Here is a 21,701-nt window from a genome sequence, read left to right as displayed (position 1 = left end):
ACATGTCGGCATCTCAAATTCCTTCCAAGAACCAGGGACTCTCCTTCATAAGCCGCGCAAGCCGGACATGGCGCAGATTTACCACGCCGCATCCATCTGTAAAAGCGATCGGCGATCGGCGCCGCGCCCAACTGCTTTCGATCCTCACATTAATCCTAAGCTTCCTTTTTGTAGGCGCCGTTATCTATGGACCAAGGAGCTACGGCGTTTTCCTGGCATTGAGCGGCATTACTTTAACTTCGTACGCTCTCAGCAGGACGGAATACTTCCGCATTGGAACGTATTTATTCACGTATGTATTCACGGCAATCGGATACTTAAGGATCTATCAGGGCGCGGCCGATTCCATGGAGGCGGCTGTAGTATCCACCGTGCATGTTTCACTTGTGCTTTCCAGCGTTTTACTCTCGCAAAGAGGGTTTCTGGCGCTTGTCGTTCTTTCAACCGCGGCTACTTTTGCAGCCCCATTTTATTCGAATGTGCCCGTTTCAGAGATGGATAATGTTGGGCGCGCCGGCGGGATCGTGCTTGTCATCGGCGCCATCCTTTACGGCATCAATATTTTCCGCACAAATCTGGACAAGGAACAACTTGAAGCGTTGGGCAATACAAACACCGAACTGGAAGATATAAAGGAAAGCCTTGAAAAACGCATTGCTGCGCGCACACTTGAATTGCAGGCAGCCAATCAGCAGACCCAGGACCGGGTCGCGCGGTTACAGATCGTCTCTGAATTGTCGCAGGAGATCTCCGCCAGTGTTGGGCTACGATCCAAAGAAATGCTCACGACCGTCACAAAAGCCATCAGTGAAAAACTCGGCTATTATCATGTAGGTATTTTCCTGCTGGATGAGAACCGCGAATACGCAATATTACGAGCCGCAAACAGCGAGGGCGGCCAACAAATGCTTTCGCGCACACATCAATTAAGGGTTGGCGGTACAGGCATTGTGGGATATGTCGCACAAAGCGGATACCCGCGCATCGCTCTGGACACCGGCACTGATGCGGTCTTTTTCAACAATCCCGACCTCCCTGAAACCCGTTCCGAAATGGCGCTGCCATTAAAGCACGGCGCATCCGTCATGGGTGTGTTGGACGTACAAAGTACCCTGCCATCCGCGTTCAACGACGAAGATGCCGGCACCTTGAGCACACTTGCAAACCAGCTCGCAATCGTGATCACGAACCTGCAAACACGCGACGAGGCAGATGTTGGTCCAACATCTGGAAGGATGAGGAGCCGTGGCAGGCAATTAAGTCGCGAGGAAAAATCCAGCGGATATTCCATTAACCCGGACGGGACGATTTCCAGTGTGCCGCCTAAAAATATTCCGTCACTTGACAAAGCGATCACCTCCGGGGAGACCGTGATACTGGCTCAACCGCCGACTGGTAGCTTCCCAAGCCTGGCGGTGCCCGTCAAATTTCGAGACCGGGTGGTCGGCATTATCCATGTCGAAGCGGCTGAACCAAACAGAAGGTGGAGTGACGACGAAGTGGCCATGGTGCAGGCCATATCCGACCGGGCTGCGTTCGCATTGGAAAATGCCCGCCTGTTTGAAGGCGCCACCCGTCGCGCAGACCAGGAAGAGACCATTGCCCGCGTTACAACACAGATCGGGTCATCCACAGACTTCACCCGCATCCTGCAAACCACCATCCAGGAGCTTGGTCAGGCGCTGGGCGCATCCCGCTCGTTCATTCAGATTGGGGCCCCATCCGAAAATGAGCGAAGCACAGATCCTGAACAATAACAGAAACTGAAAAGGTTGATATGAGTCAGAGTATTCAGGAAAAGCCGCAATATACCCAAGCCAATCGCACATCGATCCAAACGCGCCTGGTCCTGTTTGTGCTGTTCATATCCCTGGCCCCTCTAATCGCCATTTCGATTCGTGATATTCAACAAACCCAGCAGGCGCTCTTAAATGGAGCGGAGATTTCCCTGCGGTCAAGCGCGGAACAAACGGCAAATGGCCTGGATGCCTTTATCGAGGCGACAAAAAATTCGGTCCGCACAGAAGCGCAGCTTCCGGATTTCTCTGCCTACCTCCTGCTGTCTCCATCCGTGCGACGTGGAAGTACGGAGGAAATGCGCGCAATTGTTCTTCTGGAAAAACTGCGCGGCAAGGACATTGACAATATCATTTCCTACTCGCTTGTGGACATTAATGGAAATGTGGTCCTGGACACTGTGCGTGGAAATATTGGCAAAAACGAGGCAACCGAGGAGTATTTCACAAGAACCATCTTTTCAAGGCGTCCCGGTGTGACATCCGTCACTTATGCAGATAAATCAACAACCATCATGAGTTTCGCTGGCGTCGTTCCCAATACTTCCGGTGAGACACTCGGCGTTTTGCGCGTCACATACCATTCGGACATTCTTCAACAGGTCATCATAGAAAGTGTGGGCTCTTCCACTGAAAGTTCTGTGATTCTTCTGGATCAGTTCAATATTCGCATGGCGGACAGCCAGAACCCAGACCTTATCCTGAAATCCATCACCCCGCTTGGATTTGTGGATTACCTTCAGGCTGTGGACTCAAAACGCTTTCTTGATCTTCCGCGTGAAGAACAAGCCACCAATCTTGAGGAATTTGAAGCCGGGCTGAAAACTGCCAGAGAACAGCCTTTCTTCCGCGCAGATATCACGCCGAACAAGCCAGGAGACGATACGATTGCGGTGGCATTCCTAAAATCCCAACCCTGGGTTGTTGCCTACAGCCGCCCATCGTCCATTTTCCTTGCAGATGTGCAACGTCAAACGCAAACAAACGCCATACTCGTGACCAGCGCTTCCATTATTGTGGCGATCATCGCCACCTTTGCAGCGCGGGCATTGACGAACCCGATCATTGCGCTTACGAATGTGGCAAACTCGATCTCACAGGGTGATTTTAACGCACGCGCCAGAGTCGATTCACCAGATGAAATCGGATCACTGGCATCGGCTTTTAATTCCATGACGGATCAACTCCAGTCCACACTCGCCGGACTGGAACAACGCATCCAGGAACGGACAGCTGATCTGCAAAAAAATACGCTGGAATTGGAGACAATAGCAGATGTTGCCCGTGAAATTGCCATCATCCGCGACATGGATACCCTTCTTAATGTATCGGCAAACCTTATTCGCGAAAGATTACGATACTACCATGTTGGGATTTTTATTGTGGATGAACTTGGTGAGTATGCAGTTCTGCGCGCCGCAAGCAGCATCGCGGCGGAGCAATTGCTTGAAAAAAATTACAAATTAAGAGTGGGTCAGTCGGGGCTGATTGGAAGCGTAACAAGCACAGGACAGGCATATATTGCCCGTGATATTGACACGGACACCCTTCATCTTGATAACCCGTACCTGCCGGATACCGAATCTGAGATCACACTCCCCTTGCGAAGCCGCAGCCTCACGATTGGCGCGTTGGACATTCAGGCAAATACACCAAATGCGTTTGATGAGCGTGACGTCCAAACCCTGCAAATCCTGGCGGACCAACTCTCGGCCGCCTTTGAAAATGCCAAGCTTGTGCAAAGAGTGGAGGCGACACTTTCAGAACTTACCAGGGCCAACCGCGCGCAAACACAACAGACCTGGCAGTCTGCCATCAGCGAGAAGGGTCTCTCCGCTTATGAATACGATGGAATACAGGTAAGGGCTGTTCCGCAGAGCCTTTCACCTGATCTATTAAAACAAGTCGAAAGTGGACAGCCCGTCGTCGTAAAACAGCCCGGCAATCCTGAAGAAAATACCAGAACCAAAAACATTCTCATGCTTCCCCTGATGGTTCTAAATCAGGCCATCGGCGTGATCGGGTTGGAACAGGAAGATCCAACCCGTACGTGGACGGAGGATGAAATCAAAGTCGCCCAAGCGGCCGCAAACCGCGCAGCACTCACACTGGAAAATGCTAGGCTGCTTGATGAAAGTCAGCGGCTTGCCGCAAAAGAGCGCACCATCTCTGAATCAACCGCACGCATTGGCTCTGCCTTGAACATTGAAAATATTCTCCAGACAACTGCCGAGGAGATCGAACGGGTTTTGAGCGGTTCGGAAATCGTGATTCAATTCATGGATAACGAAAAGTCATGAGCACCATGGTTTATTCTATTCGAGGCAATTCATGTTAAGAAAATTCCTTGCGCCGCCTGTGTTCGCAGATAGCGAAAAAACCCGTGTTGCCGCACTGTTAAACAGCATCCTTTGGGCTGTCATCGCCATAGGCACCTTATATACACTGATGGCACCTTTTCTGCTTCAGCAATATACGTCAGCTGTCCTGACCGCCTCCATTGTTATCGTCGCCCTGCTCTCCCGGCAATTGATGATTAGGGGGCATATCCGCGCGGCGAACATAACCATTTTGATTGTTTTCCATATTGTATTGACCATATCCATTGTGGTCTCGGACGGAACCTTTGGCGCAAGCTACTTTAGCCTGGTCATGACAACCGTCATCGCAGGCATCCTGATCGGCGGGCGCGGCGCGTATGTCATGGCGGTGATCAACGCACTGACAGCATTGGGGATCACACTCGTGCAGGAGGCACTTCCTGCTCCGCTGATACCCCAGAACCCGATAACTTTCTGGTCGTCGCTGGTTGTTTACTTGTTCTTCATCGCTGCACTGCAGCAGGCATCCACAAACGGGTTCGACAAACTTCTTGAAAGTTTGCGGAAAACCCAAAACGAATTAATTCAAAAGAACCGTGAACTGCAGGAAAGCAGTGTCAATCTTGAGACCCGCGTTGCCGCGCGCACTGCCGAATTGGATGCTGCGAACCAGCGCAATGAACGTCGTGCAAGACAATTTGAGGCTATCTCGCAAGTCTCGCACGTGATCAACCAAACTCAAAATTTGGAAAACCTCCTGCCTCAAATTGCACAGGTAATCAGCCAGCAATTCGGGTTCTATCATGTAGGCATCTTTTTGATGGATGACAAAAATGAATATGCAATTCTTGCAGCCGCCAACAGCGAGGGCGGGCAAAGGATGCTAGCCAGGGACCACAAATTGAAGACCGCTGTCGGCATCGTTGGAAATGTGGCTGGAAGCGGGACACCCCGCATCGCGCTGAACACCGGGGTGGACGCGATTTACTTCGACAATCCCGATCTCCCGGAGACCTGCTCCGAAATGGCTCTTCCCCTCCTGCGTACCGGCCGCCAGATCATGGGTGTCCTCGACATACAAAGCAGGGAGCCGAATGCGTTCGGCCAGGAGGATATTCGGGTGCTCACCACTTTATCCGATCAGGTCACCATCGCAATTGACAATGCGCGCCTTTTTGAAGAAACAAGGAAATCCCTTCTGGAGGCTGATGCAGTGTACCGCCGTGATATCCAGGCGGGATGGACGCGATACACCCGCGCACAAAAACTTGCCGGCATCCGCAGATGGAGCATGAAATCCAGTTTCCTTGCGGATCCTCTGGACGTGCCGGGTGCGCAGGAGGCGATCCGCTCGGGAACTCTCTATAAAAAGAGGGCGGAAATCGACGATGGCACCACGCAATTCACCATGCCCATGAAATTACGCGGAGAAGTGGTGGGTGTGCTGAACGTGAAAGCGGATTCCAACCGCGAGTGGAGCACGGACGAAATGGACATCATCAGTGCCATCGTGGAACGTGCAGTGCTTGCCATTGAAAATGCGCGCCTGCTGGAAGAAAGCCGTAAGATCGCGGAAAAGGAACACGCCATCGGTGAGATTTCCGCAAAGATAGGCGCGGGAACGGAATTGGAGACGATCTTAAAAACCGCCGTCCGCGAGTTGGGTGCTCAAATCAGCGGCGCCCAGATTACGGTCGAGATCGGAGGCGCGTGAAATGACAAGAGCAGCTACGCAACAAACGTCATCACAACGCAGAGTCAGCTTCACATCGCTTTTCCAGAGACGCCTGTCTTTGCGCGCAAAATTTATTATTGCTTTTTCCGCGATCGCGGCTGTTGCATCCCTGACCACGGCGCTAGCTTTTTACACCACCTCACAGCGCCAGTTAATCGATGGCTTCCGCCGCCGCGTGCTTACCGCCGCGGCAATTAGCGGGCTGCAGCAGAATGGGGATGAATTCGAAACCATCGCTTCAGTAAACGACCCGCTTTATGAAAAGTTCCGGTTACAGAATCTTGAAATTCTAAAATCCGATCCAGATTTCGTTTTTGTTTACACCATGAGAATGGATTCTGATGGTATTTATTTCGTTGTGGACGGGAACGAGCTCGATGCTGACGGTTTTTCAGCCTATGGGGACAGGTATTTTGAACCATCCCCGTTGCTCTTGGAGAATTTCACATCAATGACCAGCCCCATTGTGGAGGCGGAAGTCTACACCGATGAATTCGGGTCATTCCTAAGCGCCTACGCCCCAATCGTATCTTCTGACGGACGGCAGGTGGGCGTTGTTGGTGTTGATATTACTGCAGATGCCATCATTCGAGAGCAACGGGAAAATGTCACCCAGTCCAGTGCGATCTTCTTCGCCATGCTGGTGCTTGGCATATTTCTCGGAAACCTTGCGGGTGGCACATTATCCAGGCCTTTATCAAGGCTGGCGCAGGGGGCCCGAGCCTTCGCCTCTGGGAAATTCGACCAACGAATCGAGATAGATAGCCAGGATGAAATCGGCGATCTGGTAATCACATTCAACAGCATGTCCGATGAGATCCAAAACCTTATCGGCTCCCTCGAGGGCCGGGTTGCAGAACGAACCGCCGACCTTGAGCATTCTCGGCAGCAAAGCGAAAGGCGCGCCAGAGAACTCCTTTCGATCGGCGAAATTTCAAAACTCATTGCCAGCGAACCAAAAATGGAAAACCTACTCACGTTGATCACACGCCTTGTGAGCGAGCGCTTCGATTTTTATCACGTCGGCATTTTCCTTTTGGATACACGCCGCGAATACGCCGTGCTCGTCGCTGCAAACAGCGAAGGCGGAAAAAGGATGCTTGAAAGGAATCACCGCCTGCGGGTTGGCGAGACAGGCATCGTGGGATTTGTGACCCAGGCCGGAAGCCCGCGCGTTGCGCTCGATGTTGGGCTGGATGCGGTTTTCTTCAACAATCCCGACCTCCCGGACACACACTCCGAAATCGCCCTGCCCCTGCGCATGGGCCCCGATGTCTTCGGCGCGCTGGACGTACAAAGCACGGAAACGAATGCCTTTGGGGAAGAGGATGTGAACATACTTTCCACACTGGCAGATCAGGTCAGCATTGCCATTCAAAACGCGCGCTCCTATCAGCAAAGCCGTGAAGCGCTGTCACAGGCGGAGGCCATTGCCGCGCAAATGGGCGAACAGCAGTGGAATCAATTCATCGCCCGCAAACCCGTCGAGGGATACTATTTCGACGGCGTGGACGTAAAACTGATAGAACCATCGAACAAAAAACGGCGGCACAGCCTCGCCATTCCGTTGACCTTGCGCGGTATGCGCATCGGGACGCTCAAACTCAGCACATCAGAATCAGGACGAACCTGGACGGAGGATGAAATTGCAATGGCGCAGGCCACTGCAGAACGCACTGCGCTCGCAATTGAAAATGCGCGCCTGCTGCAGGATGCGCAAAAAAGGGCTGCAAAGGAGCGCACCATCGGTCAGATCTCGGCAAGGATCGGCAGTCTGGTGAGCCTGGAGAACATACTTCAAACCACCATTCAGGAACTGGGCAACACCCTGCCGGACACGGATGTTGCCATTCAATTCACATCAGGCAGCCCCGAAAAAAAGTAGGCGTTCAGGAGAACGATATGATAGCAAGGATATTCGATTATTTTAGTGCCGAAGAAGATCAAGACCCGTCATTCATCCGATTGACGCGGAATATAGTCATCTTTGTTATCGCATCCAACATTGCCCTTTTGCCGCTGGTAACAGGCGCCATCGGGGAAGGCTCCCGCAACCCGGTTGCGTTTGTAACACTTTGCATCGCAATCATCCTTGAAGGCATCTCCCTGTATTATGTGCTTCAGGGAAGAATACACATGGCGAAAGTGGTTGTGCCGTTTGCGCTGATCGCTGCAGTTGTGATCGTTTCCCTTAACACGAACGGCCTTAAGAACACCTCCCTCGTCGGCCTGCCCATCATATTGGTCATCTCCGCCATCCTGCTTGGAAGACGTTCGCTCTTTTTGGCGGCTCCGCTTGCCGTCCTTGGCGTCATCGTCATTGCGGTGATGGACTTAAGCGGCAGAATTGAATTCGTACCCGCAGGACTGGATGACGCATTTATCATAGCCATCCTGCTGATTGTCTGCGCCGGCATCATCCAACTGTTGATCGGACGTTTGAATGAAAGCATACAGAGGACACGCCGCAGCGAAAAGATTCAGAAGGAAGAAAACCTGGAACTCAACGAACTGCGCACTACACTGGAGGAACGTGTAAATCAACGCACCGCTGAGTTGGAGACGGCAAACCGCTCCATCCTGCGGCGCGCCCGCCAGTTCGAAGCCGTCACACAGGTATTGCAGGCCGTCTCATCCATTCAAGACCTGGAAGCCCTCCTGCCGCGCATCACACAGGTTATCAGCGACCAGTTTCGCATTTACCACACCGGGGTATTCCTGCTCGACAGGGACCGCGAGTTCGCAGTCCTGCGCGCTGCAAACAGCGAGGGCGGTCAAAAAATGCTGATGCGCGGACATAAATTACAGGTCGGGCAGACCGGCATTGTCGGCTTTGTCACCGCCACGGGACAACCCCGCATCGCCCTGGACGTTGGCGCTGATGCTGTTTTCTTCGACAATCCAAACCTCCCAAACACCCGTTCCGAAATTGCCCTGCCGCTTCGTTACGCCGGGCAGATTATCGGCGCGCTGGATGTACAAAGCACCGAAGCCAACGCTTTTGTGCAGGACGACATAGAGGTTCTGATCGCCCTTGCCGACCAGGTGTCCATTGCCATCAACAATACGCTCGCGATTGAAGAAGCCCGCAAGTCCCTGACGGAAGCACAAAGCGCAATCGGAGAATCCACACGCGAATCATGGAAAGTCATGCGTCCAAAATCACTGGGGCTGGGAATTCAGTTAATAGATACAAACATTGCGCCCCTTCAAAAACCCCTTGAGGGCGACTACATCCGGGAGGCGGTTGAGAAAGGCGAGACAGTTCTATCGAACAAACCAAATGAGCCGTCGAAACTTGCAATCCCGATTCGTCTGCGCGGACAGGTCGTAGGCGTGATGAATCTGCGCGGGCGTGACAACCACACATTGACCGAAGATGCTGCCGATATTGCCGAAGCCGTCGCAGAGCGCCTTTCACTTGCCATTGAAACCGCAACCCTGCTTCAAGCAACGCAGCACCGCGCAGATATTGAGCGTGTCACCACGGAAATTACCAGCCGCATAAGTTCATCCACGCGCTTCGAAACCATTTTGCAAACCGCCGCCCAGGAATTAAGCCGCGCGCTGGGGGGTTCGGATGTTCTTGTTCAAATCGAACCCGTCGCCCTTGAATTAAATACCGGCGCAAAATAAAGAGACCCATATGACGAACGAGTTGCACCAAAAGCTGAACACCGTCACCCCGCATCCAGAGGATGCCCGCCAAAGAGCCAATGCTCTTCGGATATCCCTCGTAATGGCGGTTGTCCTGGCTCCGATCAACGTTTTGTATATATACCTGCTGGCACAAACCCAAAACTGGCAGATTTACACAATTGCAGGCATAACTCTTGCCTTGACGATTATCGCCGCCAATGCAAACCGCCTCAGCCGCCGTGGGCGTGTTGCTTCTGGAATGATCCAGTTAATAGTCGCAATTGCGACCATCGTCCCTGTTTCATCCGCAGTGCTAAAAGACCTCGGATTGGTTGTTGGAATGAGCGGGTTGGCAGCCATTACCCTGATCACGGGGTTGACACTGAAACCGCGATATGTAAGCTGGGCAATTGCACTTGGAGCTGTATCAGCTGTCACCGCAATCCTGATCGATTCCTACGCCCGGTATGAGCGTTTGGAATTGGCCCTCATACAAACTGTTGTACCCGCCGTCATTACAATCATACTGCTTGCCTACACCATCTTCATCCTGCAGGAATTTGCCAACTACCCACTGCGCACCAAACTCGTCCTGGGATTTGTTCTAACAGCGATTATCTCGCTAGGCACGCTCGCGATCATTGTCAATCGCACAAACAACCAGCAATTGATTCAAAACTTTGGCGAAAGCATGACAGCTGAAACGGAGGCCCGCGCGCTGATCGTGGGGGAGACGCTGGCGAAACAGTTACAGGGCTTGCAGGCGCTAAGTTTGAACAAGGCTTTACAGGATTACGTTGAACTTGCAAATTTTTCACCCTACGCTGGAAAATCATCCACAACCATACAGGCTGAAATTCAGGCGCTGGACGAACAATGGCAGGCGGCTGACGCGGAAAATAATGACAACCTGCCGATCATCGACGGCGTGATCAATGACCCAACCGCTGTGGAGTTACGCAAATATCGAAATGCCTACCCTGAAAATGTGGAGATATTTGTGACAGACAGTTACGGCGCAAACATCAGTGCCACCAACCGAACATCGGACTACTATCAGGCCGACGAGCGCTGGTGGCAGGCGGCATTTAATGACGGGCGGGGGGCCGTCTTCATTGGCGAGCCGACATTCGACACAAGCAGCAATACCTACGCAATCATCATTGCCGTGCCGATCTATGCCCACGAATCAACAAAGATTGTCGGCATCCTTCGCACCACGATGGACGTGGAAATCGTCCTGAAAGTATTGGACGATGCAAAATTGCGCGGCACCGCGCAGATCAAACTCTATCTCGCAGACGGGAGAAGGGTGCCTGTTGGAGAGGGCGAAACCACCTTCGGCGACCTGAATGCCCTCCGCCTTCCGTTCAACGCCTCAAGTTACACAGACAACACATACGACAACGTTCCAAGCCTGATCAGCCGCGCCCCGGTAACCAGCACCGATGCAAGAACAGCGCCGATCATTAATCAACTCAGATGGAGCCTGGTATCCAACCAGGATCGCAGTGAAATTCTTCTGCAGGCAAGGGAGCAAACCAGAACGATCACCCTGATATCCTTGATCTTGCTTGGGCTTGTGGCTTTATCCGCCTTTTTAGCCTCGCAGGTCATTGCAAGACCGCTTCAGTCCCTTACTGCGGTTGCGGAACAGATCACGGCGGGCGATCTCAATGTGCGCGCTTCAGTTACCACACAGGACGAGATCGGTACGCTGGCAAATTCCTTCAACCGAATGACAGACAACTTGAGACAAAACCTGGTCGACCTCGAACAGCGCGTTGCAGAGCGAACTGCCGACCTCGAAATTGCCCGTCACCAAAGTGAAACGCGCGCCAGCGAGCTCCTGTCCATCGGTGAAATTTCAAAACTTATTACCAGCGAACAAAAACTGGACAACCTGCTTGCATTGATCACAAGTCTGGTGAGCGAGCGCTTCGGTTTCTATCATACAGGTATTTTCCTGCTGGATGAAACGAAGCAATACGCCGTCCTGCAAGCCTCAAACAGCGAAGGTGGAAGAAAAATGCTGGACCGGGCTCACAAGCTCGAGGTCGGCGGAAGCGGAATCGTGGGATATGTCGCCAAATTCGGAGTACCTCGCATCGCGCTTGATGTCGGGCTGGATGCAGTATTCTTCAACAATCCCGACCTCCCGAACACCCGCTCTGAAATGGCAATCCCCCTAAAGGTGCGCGAAGTGACCGTTGGTGCGTTGGACGTGCAAAGTGAAAAACCCGGCGCGTTCACCGAAGATGATGCATTTACGCTGAGCATTCTGGCGGACCAGATCGCCATCGCCATCGAAAACGCAAGGTTGTTCACACAGACCCGCCAATCTCTTAATGAATTACAAGTGCTTTATGGCCAAAACATCCAGGCGGGCTGGGCGGCTTTCAGCCGCGAAGAGGCGATGATTGGTTATCAGCAAAGCCTGACAGGCGGGCAGAAATTAACCCGGCCCGTCAGTACGGACGAAATTCAACAAGCGGTCAACCGCGGTGAATCGCTGGTCTTCCATGCGGATGGAATCGCAAAGGAACCCATCATTGTCGTGCCGATAAAACTGCGCGGACAAATCATCGGCTCCATGAATATTACAGCCCCCTCCAGGGAGCGCCAGTGGACCGCCAACGAAATCGGACTTGCCGAGGCCATCTCCGAGCGCCTTTCCCTTGCTCTTGAAAATGCGCGCCTGATCCAGGAATCCCAGCGCCAGGTAATCAAGGAGCAGACGATCAGTGAAGTGACCGGCAAGATCAGCGCGTCCATCAACCTTAAGAACGTTTTGCAAACTGCAGTGGAGGAACTGGGCCGTTCCATGCCGGGTTCCGAGGTCATCATCCAATTCCGAGACGAAGATATGGATAAAGACAGTGAATAAGGGAACGCGCCGATGATCAAGACTCTCCTTTCCATATTTGACATTCTGGAAAAAACACCTCTGGGTCGTTTGAACCTGCGAACAAAACTGACCCTGGGTAACATGGCCATTATATTTATTGCCATCTTCGGGATGGGATATTATGTGTATTTCCGCATTCAGGAATCGAACGCCACCCTGACTTCGCAGCTGGAGACAAATGTCCGCAGCAAGGCTGAAGACAGTTTGCTCACCACCAGCAAGGAACAAGCGGCTTTACTGAATAGTTTCTTCGCTTCCATGAGCAAGGATACCGCAACGCTCGGTTCGATACAGGAGGATATGTTTTCCAGGGAGACGCTCCTGAACAATGGCATGTACTGGGACGCAAGTACATCCCTCTTCCGCCTGTCGTCCGGGAACTGGGACAATGCCAACTCAGAGGTCGCGTCCATTTTCATGCCGGCCGACGTCCAGCTTACGGATGAACTTATATCAAAATTAAACGTGGTGAAACAAATCGAACTCATGCTTCCCTCGATCCTTGCCGGTAATCCCGATATCGTTGCGATTTATTTTGGAGGGGTATCGCGTGAGACCATCTATTATCCAAACATAGATCTGGCCGCCATCGTTCCTCCAGACTTTGATGTAACCGGACGCCCCTGGTTCGTTGATGCAGCTCCTGCACAGAATCCTGACCGGAATGTTGTCTGGTCAACGCCCTATCAGGACGCAGCGTTGAACGGGCTTGTCATCACAACCAGTGTGCCGGTTTTCGACTCAAGGGATGAACTGCAGGGTGTTGCCGCGATGGACATCCAGCTTATTCAAATCACAAACCTGGTTTCAAACATTCGTGTTGGTGAAAGCGGCTACGCGCTCCTCGTGGATGAAGAAAAACGTTTGATCGCATTGCCCGAATCCGCATATGGTGATTTTGGCGTAACTGCAGAGAACGTCCCGCTCGGCGAAATATTGAACCCGGAAAAACTTCCAAACGCGCCTGCCGATTTTTTTGACATCCTGAACAGGGTAACCGCCGGTGATGGAGACGTGTCCATCGCAACCCTGGGAGGCAGCGAACATTATATTGTCTACCAGAAAATACCCGAAGTGCAATACAGCCTTGCCATCATCGTTCCCTCGCAGGAACTGTTGAGGGAAGCCGCCATCGTGAGCAGTCAAATTGCCGAGGAGACGAGCAACACGATCAGGATAAGCATCCTGCTGGTCATCCTGGTATTTGCCGCAGCGTCCTTTGCCTCACTTGGAATCGGAACAAGGCTGACTGCTCCACTGAAATCCCTCACGCGTGTCGCAAACGAGATCATTGCCGGAAATTTTGACGCAAAAGCGGATTTTCAATCCCGCGATGAAATCGGCACGTTGTCTGAAACGCTGAATTTGATGACGTCTAATTTAAGGGATCTGATTCAATCCCTCGAAAAACGCGTGGCGGAACGCACATCGGAACTTGAAATGGAATTAAAAAAGGAAGAACGCCGGGAAAAACAATACCAAGCAATCGCAAAAGTGGCGCAGGCGATCAATACCACACAGAATTTGCAGGAACTACTCCCGCAAATTGCAGACGTGGTCAGCCGCCAATTCGGGTTTTATCATGTCGGTATTTTCCTGAACGATGCGAGCAATCACTACGCAGTGCTCGGCGCGGCGAACAGTGAAGGCGGCAAGCGAATGTTGAACCGCGGTCACCAGTTGAGGATCGGCGAACAAGGCATTGTCGGCTTCGTGACAGGCTCGGGCAATCCGCGCATCGCGCGTGATGTCGGGGAAGACGTCGTCTTCTTCAATAACCCGGATCTGCCCGATACTCATTCCGAAATGGCGCTGCCCTTGACAGTGTCCGGCAAAATCATTGGCGCGCTGGATGTTCAAAGCACTGAGGTTAATGCCTTTACATCCGACGATATCGAGGTGCTGTCCACACTTGCGGATCAGGTTGGCATTGCGATTCAAAACGCCCGTTTATATGACCAGACACAAAAATCCCTGGCCGAAGCGGAAGCGATCTACCGCAATTACTCCCGTGAAAGCTGGAGGCAATTGCCACAGGCTCGAAAAATAACCGGCTTTCGCTACACCGTCAGCGGCGCAACCCCCCTCGAAGAAAAAAACCTGCCAAACCAGGAAACAACCGAGGAACGACAGGTGATATCTACTCCGATCATTCTGCGCGGCGAGACCGTCGGCACATTATCTGTCATGGTCCCAAAACAGGAACCGATAAAAGCCGATCAAATGGACCTGATCAAGGCAGTTGCCGAACGCGTGGCGCTTTCCGCTGAAAACGCCCGTCTCTTCGAAGAAACAACCCGCCGTGCCGAGCAGGAACGCGTCATCTCGGATATCGCGGCAAAGATTGGAACATCCGTCCGCACAGAGAGCATTCTGAAAACAACCGCCCTGGAATTAAGCAGGTTCCTGGACGGCGCAGATATTCTGATCGAATTAAAGGCAAATAATGAAACAAAAGAAGGTCTTTAAACACAATATCCGAAGTTACGAATGCATAATTAATTGCAGATCGCGAAAAAGGTCGAGTAAGATATTTGAGTACTTTATAGGAAAGTAAAATTCAGGAAAAAACAAGATGGCAGAGTCTTCCGCATTCCAGGCCAATATCGCCAGTACCCTCAGCGAAGAACAAAGGGTCAAAAACGCCTTTAATATCAGCACTGTCACGGCAATGCTGCTTGGCGCGCTATTTATATTGACGGTCATCGCAAACAGGTCGTTCACAGCGGATCCGTCATCTCTTATCCCCCTGGGCGCGGGTGCTGTCGCATTCGGTTTGAGTGCGCGCCTAAGCCGCCTTGGAAAAAGCGATGTCGGCGTCATCCTTAGTAGCATTCTATTGACAATCATTGTTATTACCCGTGTATTCATACAACAAGGTCTTGCGCTTCAAATTGGGGTCGTCTATTTTATTCTGACTTCCACCATGGCGATCTATACACTTTCCTCAAAGTGGGTGGGGCGGGTTGTACTCATTGCATTCAGCGTGGCTGTCCTAACGATCATCATGGACCAGAACACCAGAGGAATTCCTCCTGCGGCTTCTCCCCAATATGTGACGTGGGCCGCTGCCCTGGTCAGCGTTGTATATGTATTTATCCTGGCAACACAGTTTCAAAGCCTTCCGCTTCGCGCCAAACTGATCATTGGTTTCCTCTTCCTGGCAATCACGCCGCTGCTCGTTTTAGGCTACCTTACCTACACAACCTCACAGACGATCTTGCAGGATCAGGTCAAAGCCAGCCTGCTCGAAAGCTCCGTCTCTGCCAGCGCAAACCTGAACGACTTTATTGAAAGCCAGCTCAACATCATCAGCACCGAGGCCCGCCTTTCAGACTTCGTAAATTATCTGATGCTTTCCCAGACCCTGCGGGGTAATTCAAGCGCTGAAAGACAAGCTCTTGAGACCCTGCAAACTCTCAGTGAAAAAAACTTCGTGGTATCCTATGCGCTCTTAACCAACCTCGGAGTCAATGTACTGGATACCGATCCATCCTATATTGGAACCAGCTATAATGAACAGGATTTCTTTAGGGCGGTCATTTCAGAACAGAGGCCATTCCTCTCGAGCAGCATCAGGTTCCAGCCAGATGAAGAAGCGGTCATCTACCTTGCAGCGCCGATCCTGTCAAGAGCCGGCGATACCATTGGAATTCTGCTTGTAAAATACAATGCAGACGTCCTGCAATCCATCATCCTGAATATTGCTGAGGGGCGGTCCACCGCATCGGAATATACCTACCTGCTGGATGAAAAATATTTCGTCCTGCTCGGACATTCATCCCGCCCGGATTACCTTTATAAAAGCCTGCTCGCCTTGAATGAGAGACAGCTCACAGATCTGCAACAATCCGAGGCACTGCGGTCGGGCGATGCCAATTCCCTGCTCCTGCCGCAACCTGAGGTAACAGGCGCTCTGCAAGGCATGAGAGGGCTTGTCACGTTTCAGTCGCCGTCCATGGAAAATGAAGGCAAACAAGCTGAAGTAACGGCAGTGCGTGTACCGAACACAGACTGGATTGTCGTATCTGCACAGCCGGTAGATGCCATTTCCACACTTACCCAGTCACAAACACGTGCAACCATACTTTCGAGCATTACCATTACCATCTTCGCCGCACTGATTGCTCTGATTGCATCCAACTTCTTCACGAACCCGATCATCCAATTAACGCGTGTGGCTGAAAGTATTTCATCAGGCGATTTTACAAAAAAGGCAAGCGTTCGCCAACAGGATGAGATTGGCACGCTGGCGCGGACATTCAACAAGATGACAGATCAGATCCAGGAGTTGGTCGGCACCCTGGAGCGGCGCGTGGAACAGCGAACTGCTGCCCTGGAGCAGGCAACCCACCAAAGTGAAAAACGTGCACGGGACCTTGAGACGATCACAGAAGTTTCACACACCGTTGCCACAGAAAAAGACCTCGAAAACCTATTGCCCTTCATCACGCGTGTCGTCAGTGAGCGTTTTGGCTTCTATCACGTTGGCATCTTCCTGCTGGACGAGAATCGAAAATACGCCGTGCTACGCGCCGCCAACAGTCCCGGCGGACAGGTCATGCTCGACAGGCAGCACAAACTTGAAGTCGGTCAGACGGGCATAGTCGGCGCGGTGACAGCCAGCGGCATACCCCGTGTTGCGCTTGATACAGGCACAGATGCGGTATATTTCAACAACCCGGATCTTCCCGAAACACGCTCGGAAATGGCACTTCCATTGATTGCCCGCGGAACGATTATTGGCGCATTGGATGTGCAAAGCACGTTTCCAAATGCCTTTACGGACGCGGATGTGTCCATTATCGGTTTGCTTACCGACCAAATCGCCATTGCCATTGACAATGCCCGCCTGCTCGAGGAAACCAAAACCCTGCTGGTTGAATCACAGGCTGTTTTCCGTGAATATCTTGCGGAGGCCTGGCAAAAGAGGTCAACCTCCTCGATCCAGGGGTATTATCAAACCCTTACCGGCGGAAAGGTTATTACTGCACAAGCAGACGATGAAATCGAGCCACACCAGGATGATAAAAACTCCACGTTATCCATTCCGATTTATGTCCGCGACCAAGTGATTGGCGCGTTGAATATCCGCCCGAATAGTGAAGAAAAAAAATGGGGCAATGACGAGATCAATGTTGTCAAGGCGGTTGCGGAACGTTTGGGGCTGGCCCTGGACAATGCCCGCCTCTTTGAAGAAACCTACACACGCGCGAAACGCGAGCGGCTCGTTACTGAGATTACAACGAAAATTCGTGCAACGAACGATCCCCAGAAAATGATCCAGCAGGCGGTTGAAGAATTGAAACGCGCGCTGGGTGTTACCCGGGTTGAGATTGTACCGCAAAAATTTTCACCTCCGGATAATTAAACTGGAACGAGGCAACCATGCTTAAGACGATAGCCATATCAAACGAAAAAGGCGGTGTGGCAAAAACCACAACCACACTCTCCCTGGGTGCCGCCCTTGCGGAGCTAGGCGATCGTGTTCTGCTGATCGATCTGGACGCACAAGCCAACCTGACACTCTCCCTCGGTCTCGAGCCGGGCGAGGCGGAGCATACCTCCAGCAATGTCATGCTGGATAATGCGCCTTTAATGAGCGCATCCCGAAAAACGGACGTCGAAAACCTCGACCTGATCCCCTCCAGTTCGCGCATCGAAACATCCGAGCAATTCCTGCCGGTCCGCACAAACTACACCACCATATTACAACGTGCCATCCGGACCATACCCAACCTGCCCTATGACTACATTATTCTTGACTGCCCCCCCGCACTCGGCGCAATTACCCAAAACGCGCTCGCCGCGTCAGATCTCCTGGTAATTCCAACCCAGGCGGAATATTTCTCAACCTACGCACTGCGCAACATGATGAGCCTCATCCGCCGCATCCGCGAAGAGGACAATCCCAGCCTTGCCTACCGCATCCTCGTCACCATGCTGGACAGGAGAAACCGCACACACCGCAACATTCACGAACAATTGCGCGCCACATTCGGGGACGGCGTGTTCGATACCGTCATTGAGATTGATACAAAATTACGTGAAAGCCCAATCGCAGGTTTACCGATCACACAATACAAGTCCGGTGCGCGCAGCTCGACGCAATACCGCGTCCTTGCCCAGGAGTTAATGGAATATGCCAAAGAAACCGAAGATAGACAAGCGACTTGACAAGCTCTTCCAGGACATTAAACCTGAGGAGAATGTCTCGAAGCCGAAACGCAAGCCGAAAGTCCAGGAGGAAGCGCCGCCTCCTTCTCTGGACCTGAAGCCTGTTGCACAAAATCCCGAGGCAAATATCTCCGCAAAAAGGGTGAAGCGTCACACTGCCACCCTGTTTCCACCGGATGCGATCGCGCCCACTCAACCATCATCGTCCTATTCCATAAACATCCAAACCGGAGACCAGGACTGGGCCACTTTGCGTTTGCTGGACGAAACACAACAGCGCCGGTGGACCGACGATGAGCAACTGCTGATCAAACAGGTCACGGATCAATTATCACTGGCGCTTGAAAATGCGCGCTTGTTTCAGGAAGCGCAAAAATTCAAGCTTGGGATCGATAGAACGGACAACGCGGTATTTATCACGGATCCAAACGGCATCATTCAATATGTTAATCCCGGTTTCGAAAAGGTGTATGGCTTCAAGGCGGAGGAGGCGCTGGGAAACACCCCGCGGATCTTGAAATCAGGCGTTATTCCGGATGAGCAATACAAACAATTTTGGGTCACCTTGTTAGGTGGCGGGACGATATCCGGTGAAATCGTCAATAAGGCTAAAGACGGCCGCCTCATTCCAATATCAGGGACAAACAGCCCTATTCTTGACGAAAACGGAAAGATCCTTGGTTTCCTTTCAGTACACCAGGATATCAGTGAACGTAAAAAATCAGAAGAAGCCCTGGAAAAATCAGAATCCGATTTGCGCGCGCTGTTCGCCGCGATGGAAGATGTGGTGCTGGTAATGGATAAAAACGGACGATACGACCGTATTGCACCGACCAATCCATCCCGTCTTGTCCGTCCGCCGGAGGAACTGCTCGGGAAACTCATGCACGAGGTTCTGCCGAAGGAGACCGCTGACCGTTTTGTTTCAGCCATTCAACAAACAATTAACACCTCCGAAAAAGTTCAACTGGAATACGAACTTCCTGTTGGTGATGAAACGTACTGGTTCCTCGCCAACCTCACAAAGCTTGATGAAGACCATGCCTTCTGGGTGGCCCGCGATATTACCGAGCGCAAGAAGGCGGAGGAAGCCATCCGCCGCAGGAATGAATACCTGGCGGTATCCGCCGAGATCGGAAAACTGGTCACATCCACCCTGGATTTGAACGCGATCTTTGCGAGAACAGTCAACTTGATCAACGAAAGGTTTAATTTCTATCACGCCGCGATTTACATTGTGGAGGAGACCGGTTTCAACGCAAATTTGCGCGAAGCAACAGGCGATGCCGGCGCCGAGATGAAAAAGCAGAAACACACCTATCGTGTAGATTCAAAGTCGACCGTCGGCAGGGTGGCATCGGACGGGGAGGCAGTGGTCGTTAATGACGTAAAAACCAATCCACTGCATGTGGGCAACCTCCTCTTGCCGAACACAAAAGCGGAGGCTGCAATTCCACTCCGCATTGGAAACCGCATCATTGGCGTGATTGACATTCAGGCGGATGAGGAAAATGCATTCACAGGGGATGAGATCGCGGTTCTGCAAACGCTTGCAGACCAGGTGGCTGTCGCAATCGACAATGCGCGTTCCTTCGAACTCTCCCAGCAAGCCGTCATGGAAATGCGCGAGATAGACCGCCTGAAAAGCCAGTTCCTCGCGAATATGAGCCACGAGTTACGCACACCGCTCAATTCGATCATCGGGTTTTCGCGCGTGATCCTAAAGGGCATCGATGGTCCGGTCACTGAATTACAACAACAAGACCTGACCGCCATCTATAACTCCGGTCAGCACCTGCTGGGGCTGATCAATGACATCCTCGACCTCGCCAAAATCGAAGCCGGCAAGATGGAACTGGCATTCGACGAAGTAAATATCGCAGATATTGCCAGCAGTGTACTTTCCACCATGAGCGGTTTGATCAAGGACAAACCGATCCAAATGAAGCGCATCATCGAGCCGGATCTGCCAACGGTCCGGGCAGATGCGATCCGCGTCCGCCAGGTGATGATCAACCTGCTCGCGAACGCTGCAAAATTCACAGACGAAGGCGATATCACTGTGGAGGTCGGGATCAAGCCCGGCCCAACGGGACGCAATGAAATTAGAGTAAGCGTGACAGATACAGGCCCGGGCATTTCGGAAGAGGATCAGGAAAAACTCTTCCAGGCCTTCTCGCAGGTGGACGATTCTCCCACCCGCAAGACGGGCGGCACGGGGCTTGGCTTATCCATTTCCCAGCAGCTTATCAACATGCATGGAGGAAAAATCTGGGTGGAAAGCGAAGTTGGCAAGGGAAGCACATTCCATTTCACCCTGCCACTTTTCCGCAAGGAAAGGGAGGGCGAAGGCGCTGCACGAGTCGACAACATCATCCTTGCCATTGATGACGATCTCCAGGTGATCGGGCTGTATGACCGCTATCTACAGCCACAAGGCTACCAGGTCATCCCATTGACCGATCCCTCGCGCGCGCTTGACCGCGTAAAACAATTGAAGCCCTTTGCCGTGACCCTGGATATTATGATGCCCGGCATTGACGGCTGGAAGGTTCTTGAGACCTTAAAAAGCGATCCCGGGACACGCAATGTTCCGGTCATCATATGCAGCATCGTTGAAGACCTTGAAAAAGGCTTCAACCTCGGCGCATCAGATTATCTGGTAAAGCCGATACTGGGGGAGGACCTGGCCAATGCGCTCGACCGCCTGAATACAGATGGTTCGATCCGGGAAGTGCTTGTCATTGACGACAACCGTGATGACCTGAGATTGATCGGGAAAATCCTGAATACCAACGGAAGATATAAAGCCATCCTCGCCGAAGGCGGACAAAGCGGCTGGAACATCATTTCATCCGGGAATCCGCCTCATGCAATCATCCTTGACCTGTTCATGCCCGACCTGGACGGCTTCAAGATCCTGGAGAACCTGCAGGCTGACAAAAAACTGCGGGACATTCCCACAATTGTCATCAGCGGCATGGATGTTTCGGATGAACAGAAAAAACAACTCAAGGAGTTCGGACGACGTCTTTTAACAAAAGGCTCCTTTAGTGAGAAGGAACTGCTTGCTTCCCTGCAAAGTGCATTGGAACGGATTCAGGTAAACAAATAACAGGAGTTCT

The 21,701-nt window shown here is 52.1% G+C and carries 10 protein-coding genes; all 10 read left to right on the top strand.

Annotated elements, in window-relative coordinates; all coding sequences use genetic code 11:
• The first annotated feature begins 2 nt into the window (after nt 1–2).
• The 10 genes from QY332_09300 (at nt 3) to QY332_09255 (ending at nt 21,691) form a co-directional block, all read left to right on the top strand.
• A complete protein-coding gene (locus tag QY332_09300; protein WKZ38126.1) occupies nt 3–1,757 on the top strand; it encodes a GAF domain-containing protein in 1,755 nt (584 codons plus the stop codon).
• A 20-nt stretch (nt 1,758–1,777) separates the two neighbouring features.
• Entirely contained in the window at nt 1,778–4,096 is a 2,319-nt protein-coding gene (locus QY332_09295) for a GAF domain-containing protein (GenBank protein ID WKZ38125.1), read from the top strand.
• 31 nt (nt 4,097–4,127) lie between these two features.
• Nucleotides 4,128–5,831 (top strand): GAF domain-containing protein, encoded by a 1,704-nt coding sequence (locus QY332_09290; protein ID WKZ38124.1) that lies wholly within the window; start codon nt 4,128–4,130, stop codon nt 5,829–5,831.
• Nucleotides 5,832–5,910: 79 nt separating this feature from the next.
• Nucleotides 5,911–7,737 (top strand): GAF domain-containing protein, encoded by a 1,827-nt coding sequence (locus QY332_09285; protein ID WKZ38123.1) that lies wholly within the window; start codon nt 5,911–5,913, stop codon nt 7,735–7,737.
• A 17-nt stretch (nt 7,738–7,754) separates the two neighbouring features.
• Nucleotides 7,755–9,488, top strand: coding sequence for a GAF domain-containing protein (locus QY332_09280; protein ID WKZ38122.1), 1,734 nt, complete (start codon nt 7,755–7,757; stop codon nt 9,486–9,488).
• Nucleotides 9,489–9,498: 10 nt separating this feature from the next.
• The gene (locus QY332_09275; protein WKZ38121.1) at nt 9,499–12,378 is read left to right on the top strand and encodes a GAF domain-containing protein; all 2,880 of its coding nucleotides are present in this window, start codon (nt 9,499–9,501) and stop codon (nt 12,376–12,378) included.
• A gap of 12 nt (nt 12,379–12,390) precedes the next feature.
• Nucleotides 12,391–14,868 (top strand): GAF domain-containing protein, encoded by a 2,478-nt coding sequence (locus tag QY332_09270; protein WKZ38120.1) that lies wholly within the window; start codon nt 12,391–12,393, stop codon nt 14,866–14,868.
• 106 nt (nt 14,869–14,974) lie between these two features.
• Nucleotides 14,975–17,770, top strand: coding sequence for a GAF domain-containing protein (locus tag QY332_09265; GenBank protein ID WKZ38119.1), 2,796 nt, complete (start codon nt 14,975–14,977; stop codon nt 17,768–17,770).
• A 17-nt stretch (nt 17,771–17,787) separates the two neighbouring features.
• Nucleotides 17,788–18,576: a ParA family protein gene (locus tag QY332_09260; protein ID WKZ38118.1), complete on the top strand. Its 789-nt coding sequence runs from the start codon at nt 17,788–17,790 to the stop codon at nt 18,574–18,576.
• Nucleotides 18,542–21,691, top strand: a complete 3,150-nt coding sequence (locus tag QY332_09255; protein WKZ38117.1) for an ATP-binding protein — start codon at nt 18,542–18,544, stop codon at nt 21,689–21,691. Before QY332_09260 ends, QY332_09255 begins: the two co-directional genes overlap by 35 nt.
• Nucleotides 21,692–21,701: the final 10 nt, after the last annotated feature.

It is taken from the genome of Anaerolineales bacterium (assembly GCA_030583885.1).
GTDB lineage: Bacteria > Chloroflexota > Anaerolineae > Anaerolineales > Villigracilaceae > Villigracilis.
Note: the sequence above shows the minus strand (reverse complement) of the source record. Positions and strands in the feature narration are given on the sequence as shown.